The sequence below is a fragment of the Peribacillus sp. GL_122 genome (genome assembly GCF_057835005.1).
In genome coordinates this window covers 4,242,083-4,261,693 of record NZ_CM174415.1, presented here as the reverse complement: position 1 = coordinate 4,261,693, position 19,611 = coordinate 4,242,083, and the positions used below count along the sequence as shown (strand labels likewise).

Genomic DNA, 19,611 nt, shown 5'->3' with positions numbered 1-19,611 from the left:
AAAGAAGGCTTGTTATGAAAGTGGATGAACAAAAAGAAGGGGCGATCTATGCAGCCCTTTCTTACATGATGTGGGGAGTCGTGCCGATTTACTGGAAGTTCCTTCAGGGAGTCGGTGCAACAGAAATTTTAGCTCAGAGGGTATTATGGTCTTTCGTGTTCATGCTGGTTTTATTGATGTTCATGAAAAAATGGCAAGCGTTTCTTGTTTATGTCAAAAACATATTGGGAAATCCCAAACTCTTTGCGGCATTACTAATGGCGTCACTGCTTGTTACAGCTAATTGGGGAGTGTTCATCTGGGCCGTTAACTCAGGACGGATCCTCGACACGAGCCTTGGATATTATATCAATCCGCTAGTCAGTGTACTATTGGGAGTGATAGTTTTAAAAGAAAAATTGAGCAGGGCCCAAATCATTTCATTCCTGCTTGCAGGAATCGGAGTCTTGATCCTTGGCATTCATTTTGGCACGATCCCGTGGATCTCTCTTGTTTTGGCCATGACGTTCGGATTATACGGTCTGGCAAAAAAAATGATCAAGGCCGAATCGGCGATCGGGCTGACGCTCGAAACGATGATGGTAACGCCTCTTGCTCTGGGTTACCTGATATACTTGATGAACAGGTCAGAAATGCAATTCTTTACAGAGGGAAGCACAAGCCTGCTGTTGGTGGGCGGCGGGATTGTCACGGCATTGCCTCTTTTATATTTTGCGAAAGGGGCGGAGAAGATCCCGTTATCGATGCTTGGCATTTTTCAGTATATCGCTCCGACCTTATCTTTATTGATCGGGGTATTCGTCTATCATGAAAGTTTTACTAAAGCACATCTTTTAGCCTTTTTGTTCATATGGTCAGCCTTGGCTGTTTATACATTATCCATAACGAAATGGGGTCAGGCAAGTGCCCGCAGGTTCAAAGGCAAAAGGAATATTGGTGCGTGAATAACAAAAAATGCTTGGGAGATTTCTCCCCAAGCATTTTTTGATATGCCAGTTTTAATGAAGCAGTTTTACGGCATAAGTGAAATGCCAGGGTCATGAAAGGTAAATATTCGAACCTATTTCAGAAACAATACAATTGGAAAGGCTGACAGGACTGTGATCAGGCTTTGCACGGGGGATATTTAGTTGGAATTGACTATAGAAGGAACTATCCAGGAAAATGATATGATCTGTCAGGAATGCTGATATGGTGGCGAATGGCTTTCTATTGCTATTTAATTCAGTGATGATTCCCTGTGCACTGGTAATCCCGATCCCGTGGCCATAAAAGAGGTTATTTCCTAATAATATGGCATTTTCACCTTGCCATTCAGGAGTTGACTCGTCGTGTTCAGGGTTTTTGAAGTAAACACAATCACCTGGTGAATAATCCCTTCCTTTATGAATGATGAGAGCCATATTTTGTGGAGGGTGCCAGTCATATAAAACTAGGTTTGAAAAAAGGTTGTCGAAATTCCTCGGGCCGATTAAATCCAAAATGGCCTTTAAAAAAGTGACGACTATTGCTGTCCCGCATTCGAAAGCATAAAGCCTTCCATTTATGAAAATGTCAACGAGTGCAGCATGAGGGAGAATCCCTGGCTGAAGGGTAAAGGTGCCATCCTTTGAAAGGCGCCAATATTGTTTATTGCTTTCCGATTCCTCAAGTGTGGAAAATTCTACATTACTTTTATCCAACGCAATAGCTGCCGCAATGACTCGGTTCCTCAGTTGTATCTCGAAATTAAACTCTCCAAAGTTCCGATATTCAAAGACGTTAGAATCTTCCGCCAGCAAATGGACAATTTCAAGCGATTTAGCAGATGCTATTCCTGGTTGGATTTGACTGACATCTAACCATTTGTGATTAATCTTTATCATGATCATATCCACCTTTTACTTATGAAATTAACGGTTTATAAAACCGGTAAACAAAAATGTCTACATGTAATGCTCATTATATGAATGCAAGCTTTGAATTGACTATTTGGAACGTGTCAGTCAGCGTTGCAGCCGAGAATGATTGGAATGAAAAGAGGCAGAATTTTATTGCTTTCATTCCAAAAGATGTTTTGCTAGATATCCTAGAGTGCAAGGAATACCTTTCCAATTAGCGAGAAGAAGCAAATTAGTATTCCTTTTTCCCCATGAATTGATATAATGAGAGAGAAAAGTTCATATGTGCGAGAAATGTAGGGGGGCCAGTATGCTGGCTGAGATTGCATCCTTTAGATGCTGACTCTTTGAACCTGATCTGGATGATGCCAGCGGAGGGAACATATTATTACTGATTTTCTGTTTTGTATGTTAACGTCCGAATTCATCTTCGGGCGTTTTTTGCTTTTTTATCCAGTATTTGAATAAACCCTGGAGCCCCATTATGGTTCCGGCATATGGAACTTATATGATGTGTAGGAGGATAATGACTTGAATAAATTCTTGCCACTGTTAACTTCGTTGTTCCTTTTGGCTGGATGCGGTGCAGGCGGAACTAATGAAAAAGAAGAAGCATCTAAAAATGAAGGAAATGAAAAATTAAAAAAAGTATCGGTCGTGCTCGATTGGACACCGAATACAAACCATACAGGATTGTATGTAGCCAAGGAAAAAGGTTATTTTAAAGAACAAGGTCTTGATGTGGAAATTATCATGCCAGGTGAAGCCGGAGCTGATAAGCTTGTCGCTTCAGGGAAATCTGAATTTGGCGTGAGTTACCAGGAGGGCATAACGCAGGCCCGCGTGCAGGGCGTGCCGATTGTTTCGGTAGCTGCCGTCATTCAGCATAATACCTCGGGATTCGCTTCCCCTGAGGCAAAGAACATTAAAACTCCCAAGGATTTTGAAGGGAAAACGTATGGCGGCTGGGGGTCTCCGGTTGAAAAGGCCATCATTGATTCACTCATGAAAAAAGAAAATGCGGATGTAAATAAAGTGGATATAGTCAATACAGGAGACACGGATTTTTTCACTTCGGTTAAAAGGGATATAGATTTTGCCTGGATTTATTATGGATGGACAGGCATTGAGGCTGAATTGCGAAATGAAAAGCTTAATATGGTTTACTTAACCGAATACTCTGATAAGCTTGATTACTATACGCCTGTATTAACTACGAATGAAAAGATGATAAAAGAAGATCCGGAGACTGTTAAAGCATTCGTTCAAGCAGCTTCGAAAGGGTACCAGTTTGCGATTAAGAATCCTGACGATGCAGCGGACATGTTAATTAAGTCTGCACCGGATCTTGATGCAAAACTAGTGAAGAAAAGCCAGGAGTGGCTTGCAGACAAGTATCAGGATGATGCTCCGCGATGGGGTGAACAAAAGCTTGAAATTTGGAAGAATTACAGTGAATGGATGACTGAAAATAAGCTTCTTGAAGGTGATTTCGATCCTGAAAAGGCATTTACCAATGAATTTTTACCAAAATAGGAGGAAATACAATGGCCAACTCATTAATTAGTATTCAGATTATTCCTAAAGGGGAAAATGTCATCCCTATGGTCGATGAAGCAATCAAGATCATTGAAGAATCAGGTGTCAAGTATGAGGTTCACCCGCTAGAAACGACAATGGAGGGTGAGCTTTCCGAACTTTTTGCCGTGATAGAAAAAATGAATGTAAGAATGATTGAAATAGGATCGCCGAATGTCATTTCCCAAGTGAAAATATTATATCAGCCAAGCGGGATTACGATGGATACGTTAACGGAGAAATATCGCGCATGATCGGAAGGGGAATTTGGAAGAAGGGGGCTCCCTTCTTTCTTTTATTATTGTTGCTGATAGTATGGGAGTCAGTGACAGTCTTATTGAAAGTCGAAGAATGGCTGCTTCCCGCTCCATCGGCCATTTTCATTGAAGGAATTGAGTCGTCCCGCAATCTTTACGGACACCTTATATCCACAACCGAGCTTGCGTTGTCGGGTTTTTTTATTGGAAGCTGCATCGGCTTATTGATCGCGGCAATTTTACACCTATTTCCCGGTGTGAAGGACGCGGTTTATCCTCTGCTCATACTATCACAAAATATACCCATCATTGTTTTGGCGCCGCTCTTGGTGATCTGGTTTGGCTTTGGCATGCTGCCTAAGTTAATAGTGATTTCGCTTGTATGTTTTTTTCCGGTGGCAGTTGCATCATTGGACGGTTTTCGCCAGACACCATACGAACTTAAGCATTATTTCAAGATGATGGGAGCGGGAAAAAACCAGTTATTTTGGAAGCTGGAACTTCCTCACTCGATTCCGTTCATTTTCTCCGGCCTGAAAATTTCAGCCACCTATAGTGTAATGGGTGCAGTTATTTCGGAATGGCTTGGAGCAAAATCGGGGATTGGTGTTTATATGACTCTCGCTTCCTCTGCGTTCAGGACAGATCGGGTGTTTGTTGCCATTTTCATCATCATGGGAATGAGCCTGATCTTTTTTGGAATCATCACCATCCTGGAGAAATACTTAGTTTCTTGGAAGAGAAAGGAGGGCGAAAAGGATGAAGCTGGAAATTAAAGACGTCTCCTATTCTTTCGATGATAAACAGAATATATTGGAGAAGATGAATTTCCATGTGGATGAAGGAGAATTTGTCACGATCCTTGGGCCATCAGGCAGCGGTAAAAGTACATTGTTCCACTTGATCGGCGGCATTTTGAAGCCGGATCATGGCATCATTTCACTGGATGGTAAAAAGATAAATGGCTTAAAGGGCCATATCAGCTATATGCCTCAGCAGCCTTCCCTTTTACCTTGGAGGACGGTATTGGAAAATGTTTTGCTTGGAAGTGAACTTGCTGGGGTCAGAGATAAAGAAAAGGCAAAAGCCCTTTTGATGAAAGCTGGATTAGAAGAGTACGAGAAAGCATATCCGCATGAATTATCTGGTGGCATGAAGCAAAGGGCCGCATTCATCCGGAGTATCTTAAGTCCACAGGACTTGATGTGCTTGGACGAACCCTTTTCTGCCTTGGATGAACTGACAAGATTGCAAATGCAAAAATGGCTGTTGTCGGTTTGGGAAGAAAATCGGAGGTCGGTGCTTTTTGTTACGCATAGCATAGATGAAGCGGTTTTCCTTTCAGATAGGATTTATGTGTTATCAGCAAAACCGGCTGCTGTCATCAAAGAAGTGGAAATTCCATTTCCAAGGCCAAGAAGTGAAGAACAGCTTCTTAGTGATGAGTTTTTTCATTTGAAGAGAGACTTATATGCAGCACTGAAACCAACTTTTTCTACTTAAGGGAGGCGATTAAACTTGAGGATCATCGACAGTCATATCCATTTGGACCGGTATGATGTTGTTAAGCGGAAGCAGATTCTGACTGACATGGAAAAGGTTCATATGGAATCCTTGCTGTCTGTTTCCATGAATTTGGCCTCTTCGATTAACAATTATCAGCTCTCACTGAAGGATTCACGAATAAAGCCTGCCTTTGGTTTTCATCCAGAGCAGCCCCTCCCAAGCGATGAAGAAGTGAACGAACTTTTGAACTGGATGCGGGAACATCGTCAAGATATGGTTGCCATAGGTGAGGTTGGGCTGCCCTATTACTTAAGGCAGGAAAATCCCGATATTGATAACTCAGCGTATATAGTGATACTGGAGAGGTTCCTGACCTTAGCTAAAGAGGTTGAAAAGCCGGTTATCCTTCATGCCGTACATGACGATGCACCCATCGTTTGCGACCTTTTGGATAAGCATCAAATCACAAAGGCACACTTTCATTGGTTTAAAGGCGATATCCGGACAGTCGAAAGAATGGCCGAAAAGGGCTACCGTATTTCGATTACACCTGATGTTTGTTATGAGAGGGAAATACAGGAATTAGTTTTTGCATACCCACTTAAGCTGATGATGATTGAAACGGATGGACCATGGCCGTTTGAAGGGGTTTTCAATGGGAAATGGACCCATCCCGGCATGATGCATGAGAGTGTGCGTCAGATTGCTTCGATTAAAGGATTGCCGATTGAGGATGTCTATGAAATCCTTTATCAAAATACGAAAGATTTTTATCATATATAAAGGTACCGGTTACCATACCCGGTACCTTTTTTAGTTCAAAGAAAGGTTCTTTTAACCTTTTCCCAAAAGGAATTGTCTTTTAGCTTAACGGTCTTGATGACTTTACCGCTTAACCGGACCTTTACCTTTTCGACATGATTGATGCTTAGTGCTTCATTGTCCATTCCGATGATCGGATAGCTTGGTCCGTTTTCTTCAAGGTGGACGGTCAACGTCTTATCACCGCTTAAAATAAATGAGGAACCTAGGGTCCGATAGGTATTATTATTGACGGAAGCAAGTTCACTCACTTGAAAGCAAGGGAGGAGAGGATCGACAACGGCCCCATTGACCGATTTATTATAGGCGGTGCTTCCAGTCGGAGTCGCAATGATGATCCCGTCCCCGCGAAAAGTTTCAAAATGGAGTTGATCAATGAAAATATCCATGATGAACGTTTTGGTGATGGAAGACCGGATACTGAGTTCATTAAGGGCATAAAAGGAGGGCTGATCGTCCAATTGGATAGCGATAGTTGGATATTTACGTACCTCGATTTGCTCTTTTGTCATGGCATCGATCATTTTATCACTGTCTTCCAAGTGGAAATCGCAATACATATTCAAGTTACCTGTGGTGGAAATGCCCGCATATAAACAGTCATCCCTGAATCCGGTTTTACGGGCTGCCTGCAGGAATGTGCCGTCATCACCGATGCTTACGATGATGTTTGCTTTCGTGAAATCCTGGATGACTTCATACGAATGTTGCTTCGCCAAGTCTGACAAGTATTCCACCTTGCTGATCATCTCTGCATTCGGTGCATGGAAAAAATAAATATTCCTTCGAGTGTTCATCATGTTCCCCCCTAGTATGTATGGTGATGAAAGGGCTTTCTTTTCTTTCAAGAAGGGAAAGCCGCCAGTACAAAATGAAGCTGCACATTTCGTACACTTTTATATGACATAGTTTATCATGGAATGAAGCATTTTTGTTATTCGTTTGAGGAAGCAGTATCGAAGAAAGAATGATTAACTGGATAGCGAAGCAGTTCCTTTTAGGAAGTGAAAAGCGAATGATGGTATAATTAATTCTCAATAAGGGCTCTTTCAATCCCTGTCATACAATGGGTATATGATTAAATGGTGAATAGGGTTCGGATATATAAGAAAGTAGGTTATGTGTATGAAAGTACATATCATTGCCCCGTATGAATCAATGATTCCAATAATTAAAGCGTGCGTGCCTCTTTATCCAGATTTAGGAATAGGGTATTCCATAGGAGACTTGGAAAAGGGTGTGGAACTTGCGAAATTGGAAGAGGAAAACGGAGCGGATGCTATAATCAGCAGGGGAGGAACGGCTAAGTTAATTAAGAAATCCGTCAATATCCCAGTGATCGACATGCACCTTTCCGGTTATGATATGATTCGTTCCCTGACATTAGCCAGTGAGCTTAAAGATAAAACGGCGATCGTGGGATTTTCAAATATAACATCAGGTGCCCAATCGATAATCGACTTATTGGACCTTCCTTTACAGGTTTATACGGTCCGTGAGTCAAAAGATGTTGCTCCTCTCATTTTGACTTTGAAAAACGAGGGTTATAAACAGATCGTTGGTGATGTGATTACAATCAATACAACCATCTCTTATGGCATGAAAGGATTCCTCATTCAATCGGGAAAGGAATCAATCATAAGGGCAATCAATGATGCGAAGGAAATGATTACCTATCTTCAATACAAAAGCGACATCAATAGGATGTTTGAAAGGCTTTTAGTCAAAGAAGTCCAAAATATCGTCATTTTAAATAGTGATAATCAAATCGTCTATGAGCATTTAACCGATTTTGACTCCAATCCATTGACCGATGATCAATTTAGAAGCATGAATGGAGAAGTGAACGTAAGTAAGCAGCTGCATACCAGTTTTTCACACGATGGCAGCAGTATAGAGGTAGACGGCTTTTGGCATGATGGTTTGTACTCGTCATATGGGGTTTATGTATTAGATGCCAGTCCAATGAAACGATTCGATCAAAAAGGTGTACAGATCAAGGCAGCTTCTATCTCAGAACCGATTGCCTTGGATACCGTTCTGATCAAAAATGTAACAGCACTCTATAAGAACCATGAAATCATTCACTTAAAAGGAAATCGAGGGACGGGTAAAGAGTTTCTTGTCAATCATATACATAATGAACAAACAAAAAATGGAAAGCTCCTTACAATTGATTTCAAAGAATTCAAGGAAGCTGATCTTAACAAGCTGCCTCTTGAGCATATCCGCACCATAACTATGAAGAATATCGATTGTCTGCAGGATTATGAACCATTAAGAGAATTTCTAAGCACTTGCTGCAGAAAAAGTCTATCGATATTCATTGTAGCAAATGTTCAAATCAACGAAGCTATTGCTGGAAATTTTGCAATAAATACGATTCATATGCAGGATTTATCGCAACGTAAGAGCGATATAGGAAACTTAACGAAATTCTTCTTATCCTATTATCATCAGAAGTACGGAACAACGGCGATGAATATAAAAAGTGATGCCCTTGCACTTCTGGAAGAGTATTCGTATCCTAACAACATTGACGATTTAAAACAATTAATTAAGCAAATAGCCTTGAATGAACAAGAGTATGTGATACGAAAGGAAACGATCGAGAAAATAATAGCGGATAATAACATTCCGACTGATATCTTCGTTTCACAAAAAGCGACGCTAAAAGAAATGGAAAAGTATATCATTCAGCGAGTTCTTAAAGAGGAAAATTATAATCAAACGAAAACTGCCGAACGATTGGGTATCAACCGGGCAACATTATGGCGCAAACTTAAAGAATGACTTTAAGTTTGCTTTTTTTTTGATTAAAGTGTTGCATTTTTAAACTATTTTTATTAAAAATAGTTTTATATTTTCATAAGTGTTGCTTTTATTAACATCATATTCTAATATAAAGTTTGTAAGCGCTTTAATAATAAAACAAAGGGGTTTTTATTATGAGAATTAAAGCAACGCTTGATCGTATCCCAGGGGGGATGATGGTTGTTCCGCTATTGCTGGCAGCCACTATCAATACATTATTTCCTAGTCTATTAAGGATTGGCGGTTTTACGGAAGCACTGTTCGTGAACAGTTCAAGTGCTTTGATAGCATTATTCCTATTAATTGCCGGAACGCAAATCAATCTTCGTACAGCAGGAACTTCGGTAAAAAAGGGCGTTACACTTTTAACATATAAATGGGTGTTAGGAGCGCTGGTCGGGCTACTAGGATTCTGGCTGGCCGATAGTAACGGATTATTTTTAGGAATGGCACCATTGGCAATTATTGCAGCCATGACAAATTCCAATGGCGGGCTTTATATTGCATTAGCCGGTCAGTATGGGAAGGAAGAAGACAAGGCCGCCTACCCATTTCTCGCTTTAAGTGACGGTCCATTCTTAACAATGGTAGCGCTTGCTATTTTCGGGACAATGGGCTTCGCTGATGGCATGTTCTCTCCAACTTCGTTCATAGCCGTATTGCTTCCGCTACTAGTCGGGGTGGTATTGGGGAATTTAGATTCCGAGATGAAAGATTTCCTTTCTAAAGGAAGCGATAAGCTTGTTCCGTTCTTTGCCTTTTCATTAGGTATGGGGATTAATTTCACAGCGATAATCCAAGGAGGATTAAGTGGGGTATTACTTGGTGTGATTACAGTTCTCCTAACTGGTGGAGGAGGGTATCTGATCTTTAAATGGATAGGATGGAACCCTATTGTCGGTGCTTCCGAAGGTTCCACTGCGGGTAATGCTGTCGGGACCCCGGTAGCTATCGTGGCAGCAAATGCCTCATTCGGAATCCATGCTGAGCTTGCTACTGTTCAAATTGCAGCAAGTGTCGTGACAACAGCTATCCTTCTCCCGATATTCATCGGCTTCCTATCCAAGCACTTGGATAAGAAGGGTGGAGTGGCTAAATACAATAATTAGGCTAGCCCATGTTTTGGAGGGGATTGAAAATGAAATTAGCGATCATCGCGGATGATTTAACGGGTGCCAATGATAGCGGTGTCCAATTAGCTCGACATGGTCTTAAAACGACCGTACTATTTGGATTGGATGAAGAAAATGTACGAAATTATGATGCCGTCGTATTTGATACAGACAGCCGCTCACTGGAGAGGCAAGATGCTTACGATAAAGTCAAGGCAGCAGCAGATTTTTTAAAGCAGGCTGGCTTCTCAACGATCTTCAAAAAGCTGGATTCGACAATGCGCGGAAATATCGGTGCTGAAATGGATGCCATGTATGATGCTATAAAACCGGATTTAGTCATGATTGCTCCAGGGTATCCCAAAAATGGAAGATCCATTCTGGATTCTACCCATTATTTAAATGGCATCCCTCTTGGTGAAACAGAGATTTCCAAGGATCCAAAAACGCCTGTGACCCAATCATATCTGCCAGAGTTGATTGGTTCCCAGACATCACATCGAATTGGTACAATTACAGTGGGAGATTTGGAAAAAGGCAAAAACCATGTGAACAATAAGTTAAAAGGGTTTATAGACGATTCGATAACGTATATCATCATCGATGCAACCGAAGAGCAGCATTTGAAAGACATATTGAATTATACAAAGGAAATGGATCTTGAATTGGCCTGGGCGGGATCGGCAGGAATCGCCAATTACCTGCCTGACCATTACTCCATTCCACAAAAGGAAAATCGATTGACGATCCCTAATTCTAGCTCGCCGGTCCTTACGGTGATCGGAAGTGTAAATAAGAATTCAAGGAAACAATTGAAAAAAATGTTGGAACAGATACAGGTACATGCAATATCATTCGAGTCCCATAAAGCTGTAGGGGACGACCGGGAAAGAACAGAGGAAATCAGGAGAGTCTATCATGAGGCCATCCAAATGGCAGCAGAAGGGCAGGATGTCGTCATTTATTCCACTGCAGAAAAAGCGGATATTGAAATGGCTTGGAAAACGGGCGAATCTAAAGGCCTTACTCATACTCAGGTCAGCAACGAGATTGTGAAAGCGATTGGCACAGTATGTTCTGTCCTGTTAGAGAAACAATATTTTAAAGGTGTGACAATGACCGGCGGCGATACAGCCAAGCAAATATGCAATCTATGGGATGTAAAAGGTTTCGAATTGCTTGATGAACTGGAAATAGGAGTCCCTATCTCCAAATTCTTGGGTAATGACGCTATTTATGTCGTCACGAAAGCTGGAGGATTTGGTTCAGAGGACGTATTTATCCATGCGTTGAATAAGTTGAAAGGGGAGAATGCTTGATGAGACCCATTATCGGAATTACTATGGGAGATGCGGCGGGAATTGGCCCGGAAATTATCGTAAAAGCATTGGCTCACGTTGAGGTGTATCAACAGTGCAGGCCGCTTATTATCGGAGATGCGAAAATAATAGAAAAGGTAAAGCCTATCGTAGGCTTTGAGGGGATGGTGCATGCCATTAAAGATCCTGCAGAGGCGAAGTATGAGTTCGGTTCGATAGATGTTCTGGATTTGGACATCCTGCCTTTAGACCTTCCGTTTGGAGAGGTTTCTGCTCTAGCGGGAGACGGCGCCTTTAAATTTTTGGCAAAGGCCATCGACTTGGCAAAGGAGAAGAAAATTCATTCAATCTGTACGGCCCCTTTGAATAAAGAAGCGCTCCACAAAGGTGGTCATATGTACCCTGGCCATACAGAGATTCTTGCTGATCTTACAGGTACAGATGACTTTTCGATGATGCTGACCACTCCCAATTTAAAGGTCATCCATTTGACGACTCATATGGGGCTGATCGAAGCTATCGAAAGCATTAATCCTGAGCGGACGTACAGAGTGATTAAGCTTGCACATGAAACGCTGACAAAGGCGGGCTTTCAAAACCCAAGCATCGCTGTTTGTGGTATAAACCCCCATGCAGGGGAAAATGGCTTATTTGGAAATGGTGAAGAAGAAGAGAAATTAATGCCTGGAATAGAACGGGCACAGGGTGAGGGAATCAATGTAAGCGGGCCGCTTCCTGCAGATACATTGTTCTTCAGGGCTGGCCGTGGAGATTTTGATATTGTCATTGCCTGTTATCATGATCAGGGACATGCCCCGATCAAGGTCATGGGAATTGAGGCTGGAGTCAATATTACCGTAGGGCTCAAGGGCGGTATAGTCCGAACTTCCGTAGATCATGGGACAGCATTTGATATTGCCGGGAAGAATATCGCTGATGAAAAAAGCATGCTTGCGGCCATTCAGTCAGCAATTGAATTAGCTCCAAAGCAATAAATATAGAAGCTGCCGGGATGAATCCCGGCAGCTTTTTAGTTTGGCTGATTTTCCGTTTAAAGCATGGCCTGCTCCGGCTCAAAATTAGAAACTTGAGGAAATTTTTTTATTTGCATGTATAACATCATCCCTCTTTTGTATAAATAGGAAAGAAAGGTATATGCAAATTGTACAAAATGCACCAATGCATTTCCAATTAGAGGATTATTTGCTACAATTTTATATGTCTTAGTTTATCATAGAATGAAACATTTTCATCATTAGTTCGTATGGTAAGAAGGATACATATATTTAAGGGGGAAAACAGATGAATGGAAAGCGTTGGGCGGCACTTGGAATCGCAGCCGTTTTATTTTTTGTCTCTATTGCTGTTGGGGCGGCTACGACTCTATTTACAGCGGATACGGAAAATATCATTGATGAATTATTTGCTTCCGAAAGTGCATTTTACGAGGAAGTCATAGAAGGCGATGATTACTCAAATGTTATTGCCGTATTTGATGTAGAGGGCACGATTCAAGATACAGGAGAAGCCTCATTACTTAGTTCAGCAACATATAATCACCGTGCCTTCATGGATAAGCTGAAGATGGCAGAGGAAAATGATGATATCAAAGGAATCATCCTTCGGGTCAATTCTCCAGGAGGCGGTGTCGTCGAAAGTGCAGAGATTTATGACAAGATCCTTGATATCAAGAAAGTGAAAAAACCTGTCTATGTTTCCATGGGGTCTATGGCGGCTTCCGGCGGATATTATATTTCTGCACCAGCCGATAAGATATATGCTAGCCCAGAAACGATGACGGGTTCACTTGGCGTCATCATGCATGGGTATAATTACGAGAAGCTGGCCAAGAAATATGGTGTCGAGTTCGAAACCATCAAAAGCGGACCACACAAGGATATTATGAGCCCGACCAGGGAGATGACTGGGGAAGAACGTGAAATACTGCAAAATATGATTAATAATTCTTATGATCAATTTGTAAAAGTAATTGCAGACGGACGCGGTATGACAGAGAAGGAAGTAAGGGAAATTGCCGATGGACGCATTTATGATGGGCGTCAGGCTAAAGAAAACCATCTAATCGATGATTTCGGCCATTTGGATGATGTAATTGCCGCAATGAAAACGGATATCGGTGAAAAGGATGCTCAAGTTATCCGTTATACAGATGAGGCAGGTTTTGGTTCATTATTCAGTATGGGTGCGCAAAAAATGTTGGGAAATGATGTGGAAACGGCAGTCTTGACAAAAATCCTTTCCTCTTCAAATTCTCCACGCTTAATGTATTTGTATGCGGAATAGGGGGGCTGAAGGATGACGGAACGAAATGAAAACAATGAACAAATCGCTTCATCCAATCTAATGGCAGATCAAGAGGTTCCCGTTCAGCAGGAATTTACACCAGCCAATAAGACCGTGGATGATGACGGAGTCAAGAAAGTGCATTTTGCAGGTTTTTGGATGAGGTTTTGGGCCTATCTAGCCGATCTATTGGTTATCGGAAGTTTGAACCGGATTTTGATTCATCCGATCTTCAAGTTTTATGAAGGGACAGATGATCTCTGGTTTTCCGCAGAGGGCTTCTTAACGGGGGTCGTATTCTTCTTATACTTTGTTTTGATGACCAAATTCTTGAACCAAACCCTTGGCAAGATGATTTTTGGACTGAAAGTCGTGGCATTGAAGGAAGAGAAAAAAAACATTTCATGGGGTACGATATTGTTCAGGGAGCTGATTGGCCGCTATATTTCAAAAGTCACTTGGATTGGCTATCTCTTGGCAGGCCTTTTACCGAAGAAACAGGCATTGCATGATGTCTTTGCAGACACGGGCGTTGTGTTGATCAGAAGATGATTTCTTCCATTCATAAATCTGTAAGAGCGGGATTTTCGCTTTTGCAGGTTTATTTTTTTTGCATATGCCGATAATGATAGGCTGAAGGGGTGTGGGTGCATGAAGTGGCTTTTGTTGATAATAGGTATCCTCATTTTAGTGCTGCTGATTGTTGTTTTCACTAATGTAAGAGTGTATATCGACTACAAACGTATCCAAACGAATGACCAAATACATATTAAATTATCAGCTTGGTATGGGCTTTTTCACTATACATTCAAGGTTCCGGTCATCAAAATGGAAGATGACTCTGCGGCTATAGTAGTAAAGGAAGAGCAAGAAATGACCGGAAAAACCGAAAAGGAAGAAAAGAAAAAAATTACAGCCGAAGATTTGCGTGACGGATTCGCAGACAGTCTGGAGATGCTTCATCATATAATCGGATTTCATAGGATCGTCCGTCAATTCACAGGGAAAGTCCAAGTCAAAAAATTCACCTGGCATAGTATGGTCGGTACTAAAAACGCTGCACACACCGGTGTTTTAACTGGAGCATGCTGGGCACTTAAAGGTTCAATCATCGGGTTGCTGACAACCTATTTCAACTTCCGGATTATGCCCTCCTATTCCATTACACCCGACTTTCAGAGATGGCAGGCAAACACGTCGATTTCCTGCATATTACAATTTAGAATCGGGCAAGCTATGGTGACTGGAATAAAACTGCTTCGTTATAGGAAAGGCGGAAAGCCGCATTTCAAGTCGAAGAAATTAGCGAAGCTATCAGATGATTCCAATAAACAATCGTTCTAGAGGGAGGAATTTAAATGTCAGATCATCCGATCCAAGGTTTAATGAAAGAAGCTATGGAAAATCTGAAAGAAATGGTTGATGTGAACACGATCATCGGGGATCCGGTGGAGACTCCGGATGGAAGTGTCATTTTAACCGTATCCAAAGTGGGATTTGGTTTTGCAGCCGGTGGCAGCGAATTTATGATGGATGGGAACAATCAAGGACAGCAAGGTGGTTCCAAGCAGCCTTTTGGCGGCGGTAGCGGCGGTGGGGTTTCCATAACACCAATTGCTTTTTTGATTGTCGGTTCCCATGGGGTGAAAATGATTCATCTGGATGAAGGGACACATCTTCTCGAAAAAATGATGGATTTAGCTCCTCAAGTCGTCGATAAAATTCAGTCCATGCTATCCAAGAAAGACAGTAATCAAAAGCAAGGCAGTAATCAAGGCGGCAGTCAACCAGCTGTAAAGAGGTATCAAGAACCTAAACAGGATATAGATTTCTAACTGTGACTCGGCACCCGCCGAGTTTTCTTTTTGCTGCAGTATTCCATCAACATAAAAAGCATGTATGTAATGTACAAGCATCATTCACATTTCCCAATTCAATTTATTGCAAAATTCCGGTAAAACAAATATGATTATGCTTGTACATATAGCAGAAAAGGGAGGAATTATTAATGGCTTCAGTTACATTTAAAAACAACCCGATCACTTTAGTGGGACAAGAACTAAAAGTTGGGGACAAAGCACCTGATTTTACAGTATTGGCTAATGACTTATCACCGGTTACATTAAGCGACTCCAAAGGTTCTGTCCGCATTATCAGCGTGGTTCCATCCGTGGATACAGGTGTATGTGATGCACAGACACGTAAATTCAATGAAGAAGCGGCAAAATTGGATAATGTGAAAGTACTGACGATCAGTAACGATCTTCCTTTCGCGCAAAAACGCTGGTGTGCTGCAAGCGGCTTGGACAATGTTCAAGTTCTTTCCGATCACCGTGACCTTTCATTCGGTGAAGCATATGGTGTCGTCATGCAGGAACTTCGTCTATTGGCCCGCTCTGTATTCGTAGTGAACAGCTCTGATGAAATCACATATGTAGAATATGTGAGTGAAGGTACTAACCATCCAAATTACGAAGGTGCAATCGAAGCGGCTAAAGCGGCAAAATAAGATGCAATCCTAAGAAACCGGGCGCTATGTGCCCGGTTTTTTGTTTTAACTTTTAACGGATGTTATTCTTGCCTGATTTTCAATGGAGCTGTGTATATTAAACTTTGAGTGCCGACCAATACAGTTCGTTTCTAATACACTGTTTTTATCATTATATGCTTGATTTAGTTATGGCTCCAAACTCGGACCATTCAGTGGTAAAACAATTTTGCCAGACCACTCTTGACCATTAGGTGTACCAACTTTTATGTCAATTTCATTAGGCCACGACGGCATTTGTCTTTGATGAGGTCCTGGAATATACCCCGCTTGTTGCCCTGCTCGATATCCATCCCTATACCCTTGTCGATACCCTTGTCGATATCCTTGTCTAAACCCTTCTTGAAACCCTTGTTGTTGCCTGTTAAATTCATCTGCTGACTGTGTACCATGTTGTTGCCTGTTAAATTCATCTGCTGACTGTGTATCATGTTGCTGATTTATCGGATTAACCTGCCCATGATAGTATTGATATTGATTATCCATAATAATCACCACCTCATGTATGGTATTCTGTTTGGGCATTCATTGAGCCTTTCCAAGTAATAAAAAATCAGGGCAGCAACCCTGTATTTCAGTTTGTAGACAAAAGGGCTTCGGAAAACGTAACTGTGATCAAATGATGTTCCCGAACCAACTGACCCAAAGCAATATCTTCAACTCCTTGGGTATGGTTTATATCTAAATTTTATAACAAAGATGATTGGAGAGGAAGGTGCGAGACTCCTGCGGGGAAAGCGAGTGCCTGGAGCGGAAATCAACTTCCAAATTTCACACCCTGTATTTAATTTACCTTTTAATTACTCGTGGTTGAAATTTTGAAAAAAGGAGTGCGCGCGAGATTCCATATATTTAACTTTCAAATCGAAAAACAGTATGTTAAACATACGAAGAATGATAAGCAGGACGTACGGCTTGTATCTCTTTCTTCTTACCTATAAAATAGGGACAGAAGCAAACAGGAGGAATTAATAAGTGAAGTCTACCCCAGTTGAACAATTATTTTATGAATTTGATGAAACAGCCCAAATATTGCAAAGTGAACTTTCATGTACGTATCTGGATGCCCTGGGTGAAACGGGCGAGAATTTCTTCCAAGGGAAAGTCCTGCAGGAGGAAATCAGTGAAGTATCGAAGAAAAGGTTAGTGAAGCATTATGCAGATTTTTCACCGGAGAAATATGAGAAGGAAGCAATCCGTAAAGCGTATCAGCTTGCTATTTTAAAAGGCATGCAGCAGAGCGTTCAGCCGAATCATCATATGACCCCTGATGCAGTCGGCATGTTCGTCAGCTATTTAGTCGGTAAATTCACCAAGAATCAAAAAGAGATAGTCATGCTCGATCCTGCCATTGGAACGGGGAATTTACTATTTGCGATCTTGAATCAACTTACTGATAAAAACATCGCTTCATATGGTGTCGAGATTGATGAAACCTTGATCAGGCTTGCATACGCAGGTGCCAACCTGCAAGAACACCCGCTGGAATTTTTCAACCAGGACAGCTTGGAGCCGCTTTTCATCGATCCTTCAGATGTTGTGGTCAGTGATTTGCCGATAGGTTATTACCCGAATGATGTGCGTGCAGCTGAGTATGAATTGAAGGCTGATAAGGGACATTCGTATGCACACCATTTGTTTATTGAACAAGGTGTTAAACACGCGAAGGATGGCGGACACCTATTCTTCATTGTCCCGAATAACCTGTTCGTCTCGGAGGAAGCTCCGAAACTCAATGATTTCCTGAAGAAGCATACACATATCCAAGGGATGGTGCAACTGCCGCTTTCCATGTTTAAGAGTGAAGCGGCTGCGAAAAGCATCCTGATCCTCCAAAAGAAAAAAGAGGGTATCGAAGCACCGAAGAAGGCATTGCTCGTACAACTTCCGAAGTTGTCGGATTTCGAAGCGACCAGGTCTGTCATGCAACAGATGGACGATTGGTTTAAAGAGGAAAAATAGTCAATGAAAGCTGATGCCGCAGGCATTGGCTTTCTTTTTTTTTGAAAGAGTGATTATTTGCAATTTTTCATTATTATTTGGTTGAATCCGCTTGCCATGATAAGATTGTACAATACACTGCACGTTTCGTTGGGATGAACATTGGGGGAACTAGCTTAGAGTAAAGGAGCAGGATGGATGTCAAAAATCGTGGCTATTAATGCGGGCAGCTCATCATTGAAGTTTCAGCTTTTTGAGATGCCAAGTGAAAAAGTAATTACAAAAGGTCTTGTAGAAAGAATCGGCTTGAAAAATTCCGCATTTACCTTAAGCGTCGAAGGCGAAAAGGTTTCTGAAACGATGGATATACCCAATCATGAAATAGCTGTAGGGCTTTTATTGAAAAAGCTGATTGACCATCGCATCATTGACTCCTTTGAAGAAATAGATGGCGTAGGGCATCGGGTGGTGCATGGCGGTGAGATATTCACGGACTCGGTCTTGATTACGGAAGACGTAATAGAGGAAATCGAAAAGCTTTCCGAGTTGGCGCCCCTTCATAATCCCGCCAATATCACCGGAATCAAAGCCTTCAGGCGAATACTGGATGATGTGCCAGCGGTTGCGGTATTCGACACTGCCTTCCATCAAGCGATGGCGGCAGGTTCCTATTTGTACAGCTTACCTCTTGAATATTATGAAGATTACGGAATAAGGAAGTATGGGTTTCATGGCACTTCACATAAATATGTATCGCAGCGGGCTGCCGAAATGATTGGCCGCCCAATTGAACAGCTTCGATTGATATCGTGCCATTTAGGGAATGGCGCAAGCATTACGGCCATAAAGGGCGGCAAATCAATTGATACATCAATGGGATTTACACCATTGGCCGGTGTTACTATGGGAACGCGTTCAGGGAACATCGACCCTGCACTGATTCCTTATATCATGGAGAAGACGGGAAAAACAGCAGATGAAGTTCTGGATGTCCTGAATAAGAAAAGCGGCATTCTGGCCCTTTCCGGATTTTCCAGCGACCTGCGCGATATTCAAGTTGAAGCGGATAAAGGCAATGAGCGGGCTGAACTCGCACTTAAAGTGTTCGCAGACCGGATTCACAAGTACATAGGCTCCTATTCAGCTAAAATGGGAGGTGTGGACGGCATCATTTTTACAGCGGGCATCGGTGAAAACAGTCAAACCATTAGGGGGCGAATCTTGGAGGGGCTTGAATTCATGGGGGTATATTGGGATAAGGATCTCAATCGCACCTCGGGTAAGGAAGCGTTCATCAATGCACCCTATTCCCCTGTGAAAGTCATGGTCATCCCCACTAATGAAGAAATCATGATTGTCAGGGATACAATGAAAATAGCTTTGAGCGAAACTTGGAAAATATGACTTCCTGTTTTATAATGACCCCCTTATCTCTCTGGTAAGGGGTCTTTCCCATGAAAATTCATCCTCAAAATCCGCCTTCCCATGGATTTTATCTCCATGCAAACCGATCCCCTTGAACGCTGGGTC

The 19,611-nt window shown here is 41.9% G+C and carries 20 protein-coding genes and 1 riboswitch; of the genes, 17 read left to right on the top strand and 3 right to left on the bottom strand.

Annotation, left to right across the window (positions count from 1 at the left end):
• The first annotated feature begins 14 nt into the window (after nt 1-14).
• Nucleotides 15-944, top strand: coding sequence for an EamA family transporter RarD (rarD, locus tag AC3ISB_RS20600; RefSeq protein ID WP_489274073.1), 930 nt, complete (start codon nt 15-17; stop codon nt 942-944).
• Nucleotides 945-1,037: 93 nt separating this feature from the next.
• Here the strand turns inward: rarD and AC3ISB_RS20595 are convergent, their stop codons facing one another.
• Nucleotides 1,038-1,865 (bottom strand): protein-glutamine gamma-glutamyltransferase, encoded by an 828-nt coding sequence (locus AC3ISB_RS20595; protein ID WP_489274071.1) that lies wholly within the window; start codon nt 1,863-1,865, stop codon nt 1,038-1,040.
• Nucleotides 1,866-2,168: 303 nt separating this feature from the next.
• A riboswitch (TPP riboswitch) is annotated at nt 2,169-2,277 on the top strand.
• Between the two features lie 134 nt (nt 2,278-2,411).
• Here AC3ISB_RS20595 and AC3ISB_RS20590 point away from each other — a divergent pair.
• From AC3ISB_RS20590 to AC3ISB_RS20570, 5 genes are read left to right on the top strand one after another with little or no spacing between them, the layout of a single operon-like run.
• Entirely contained in the window at nt 2,412-3,416 is a 1,005-nt protein-coding gene (locus tag AC3ISB_RS20590; protein ID WP_489274069.1) for an ABC transporter substrate-binding protein, read from the top strand.
• A gap of 11 nt (nt 3,417-3,427) precedes the next feature.
• The gene (locus AC3ISB_RS20585) at nt 3,428-3,712 is read left to right on the top strand and encodes a thiamine-binding protein (RefSeq protein ID WP_034309193.1); all 285 of its coding nucleotides are present in this window, start codon (nt 3,428-3,430) and stop codon (nt 3,710-3,712) included.
• Nucleotides 3,709-4,491 carry an ABC transporter permease gene (locus AC3ISB_RS20580; protein ID WP_098369949.1) on the top strand — a complete coding sequence of 261 codons (783 nt, stop codon included), beginning with the start codon at nt 3,709-3,711 and terminating at the stop codon, nt 4,489-4,491. Before AC3ISB_RS20585 ends, AC3ISB_RS20580 begins: the two co-directional genes overlap by 4 nt.
• Nucleotides 4,475-5,218, top strand: coding sequence for an ABC transporter ATP-binding protein (locus AC3ISB_RS20575; RefSeq protein ID WP_141993921.1), 744 nt, complete (start codon nt 4,475-4,477; stop codon nt 5,216-5,218). Before AC3ISB_RS20580 ends, AC3ISB_RS20575 begins: the two co-directional genes overlap by 17 nt.
• Before the next feature lie 15 nt (nt 5,219-5,233).
• The gene (locus tag AC3ISB_RS20570; protein WP_144551107.1) at nt 5,234-6,004 is read left to right on the top strand and encodes a TatD family hydrolase; all 771 of its coding nucleotides are present in this window, start codon (nt 5,234-5,236) and stop codon (nt 6,002-6,004) included.
• 35 nt (nt 6,005-6,039) lie between these two features.
• On the opposite strand, the gene AC3ISB_RS20565 is transcribed toward AC3ISB_RS20570, so the two are convergent.
• On the bottom strand, nt 6,040-6,840 hold the full coding sequence (locus AC3ISB_RS20565) for an NAD kinase (RefSeq protein WP_141993919.1): 801 nt from the start codon (nt 6,838-6,840) through the stop codon (nt 6,040-6,042).
• Between the two features lie 328 nt (nt 6,841-7,168).
• Here AC3ISB_RS20565 and AC3ISB_RS20560 point away from each other — a divergent pair, with 328 nt between their 5' ends.
• The 9 genes from AC3ISB_RS20560 (at nt 7,169) to tpx (ending at nt 16,101) form a co-directional block, all read left to right on the top strand.
• Complete coding sequence (locus AC3ISB_RS20560; RefSeq protein WP_181762272.1) at nt 7,169-8,836, top strand: sigma-54-dependent Fis family transcriptional regulator; 1,668 nt, start codon at nt 7,169-7,171, stop codon at nt 8,834-8,836.
• 155 nt (nt 8,837-8,991) lie between these two features.
• The gene (locus AC3ISB_RS20555; RefSeq protein ID WP_063232702.1) at nt 8,992-9,966 is read left to right on the top strand and encodes a 2-keto-3-deoxygluconate permease; all 975 of its coding nucleotides are present in this window, start codon (nt 8,992-8,994) and stop codon (nt 9,964-9,966) included.
• A 29-nt stretch (nt 9,967-9,995) separates the two neighbouring features.
• Complete coding sequence (locus AC3ISB_RS20550; RefSeq protein WP_141993917.1) at nt 9,996-11,288, top strand: four-carbon acid sugar kinase family protein; 1,293 nt, start codon at nt 9,996-9,998, stop codon at nt 11,286-11,288.
• Nucleotides 11,288-12,283: a 4-hydroxythreonine-4-phosphate dehydrogenase PdxA gene (gene pdxA / locus AC3ISB_RS20545; protein ID WP_098369955.1), complete on the top strand. Its 996-nt coding sequence runs from the start codon at nt 11,288-11,290 to the stop codon at nt 12,281-12,283. Before AC3ISB_RS20550 ends, pdxA begins: the two co-directional genes overlap by 1 nt.
• Nucleotides 12,284-12,590: 307 nt before the next feature.
• On the top strand, nt 12,591-13,592 hold the full coding sequence (sppA, locus tag AC3ISB_RS20540; protein WP_098369956.1) for a signal peptide peptidase SppA: 1,002 nt from the start codon (nt 12,591-12,593) through the stop codon (nt 13,590-13,592).
• 12 nt (nt 13,593-13,604) lie between these two features.
• Nucleotides 13,605-14,144 carry an RDD family protein gene (locus AC3ISB_RS20535; RefSeq protein WP_489274064.1) on the top strand — a complete coding sequence of 180 codons (540 nt, stop codon included), beginning with the start codon at nt 13,605-13,607 and terminating at the stop codon, nt 14,142-14,144.
• A 99-nt stretch (nt 14,145-14,243) separates the two neighbouring features.
• Entirely contained in the window at nt 14,244-14,936 is a 693-nt protein-coding gene (locus tag AC3ISB_RS20530; RefSeq protein WP_480338518.1) for a DUF2953 domain-containing protein, read from the top strand.
• 14 nt (nt 14,937-14,950) lie between these two features.
• A complete protein-coding gene (ytfJ, locus tag AC3ISB_RS20525) occupies nt 14,951-15,427 on the top strand; it encodes a GerW family sporulation protein (RefSeq protein ID WP_489274062.1) in 477 nt (158 codons plus the stop codon).
• Between the two features lie 173 nt (nt 15,428-15,600).
• Nucleotides 15,601-16,101: a thiol peroxidase gene (gene tpx / locus AC3ISB_RS20520; RefSeq protein WP_034309176.1), complete on the top strand. Its 501-nt coding sequence runs from the start codon at nt 15,601-15,603 to the stop codon at nt 16,099-16,101.
• Nucleotides 16,102-16,269: 168 nt separating this feature from the next.
• Here the strand turns inward: tpx and AC3ISB_RS20515 are convergent, their stop codons facing one another.
• Nucleotides 16,270-16,626, bottom strand: coding sequence for a hypothetical protein (locus tag AC3ISB_RS20515; RefSeq protein ID WP_489274060.1), 357 nt, complete (start codon nt 16,624-16,626; stop codon nt 16,270-16,272).
• A 489-nt stretch (nt 16,627-17,115) separates the two neighbouring features.
• Here AC3ISB_RS20515 and AC3ISB_RS20510 point away from each other — a divergent pair, with 489 nt between their 5' ends.
• Both AC3ISB_RS20510 and AC3ISB_RS20505 read left to right on the top strand, forming a co-directional pair.
• Nucleotides 17,116-18,102, top strand: a complete 987-nt coding sequence (locus tag AC3ISB_RS20510; protein WP_098369961.1) for a class I SAM-dependent methyltransferase — start codon at nt 17,116-17,118, stop codon at nt 18,100-18,102.
• A 177-nt stretch (nt 18,103-18,279) separates the two neighbouring features.
• Complete coding sequence (locus tag AC3ISB_RS20505) at nt 18,280-19,485, top strand: acetate kinase (RefSeq protein WP_480338520.1); 1,206 nt, start codon at nt 18,280-18,282, stop codon at nt 19,483-19,485.
• Nucleotides 19,486-19,611: the final 126 nt, after the last annotated feature.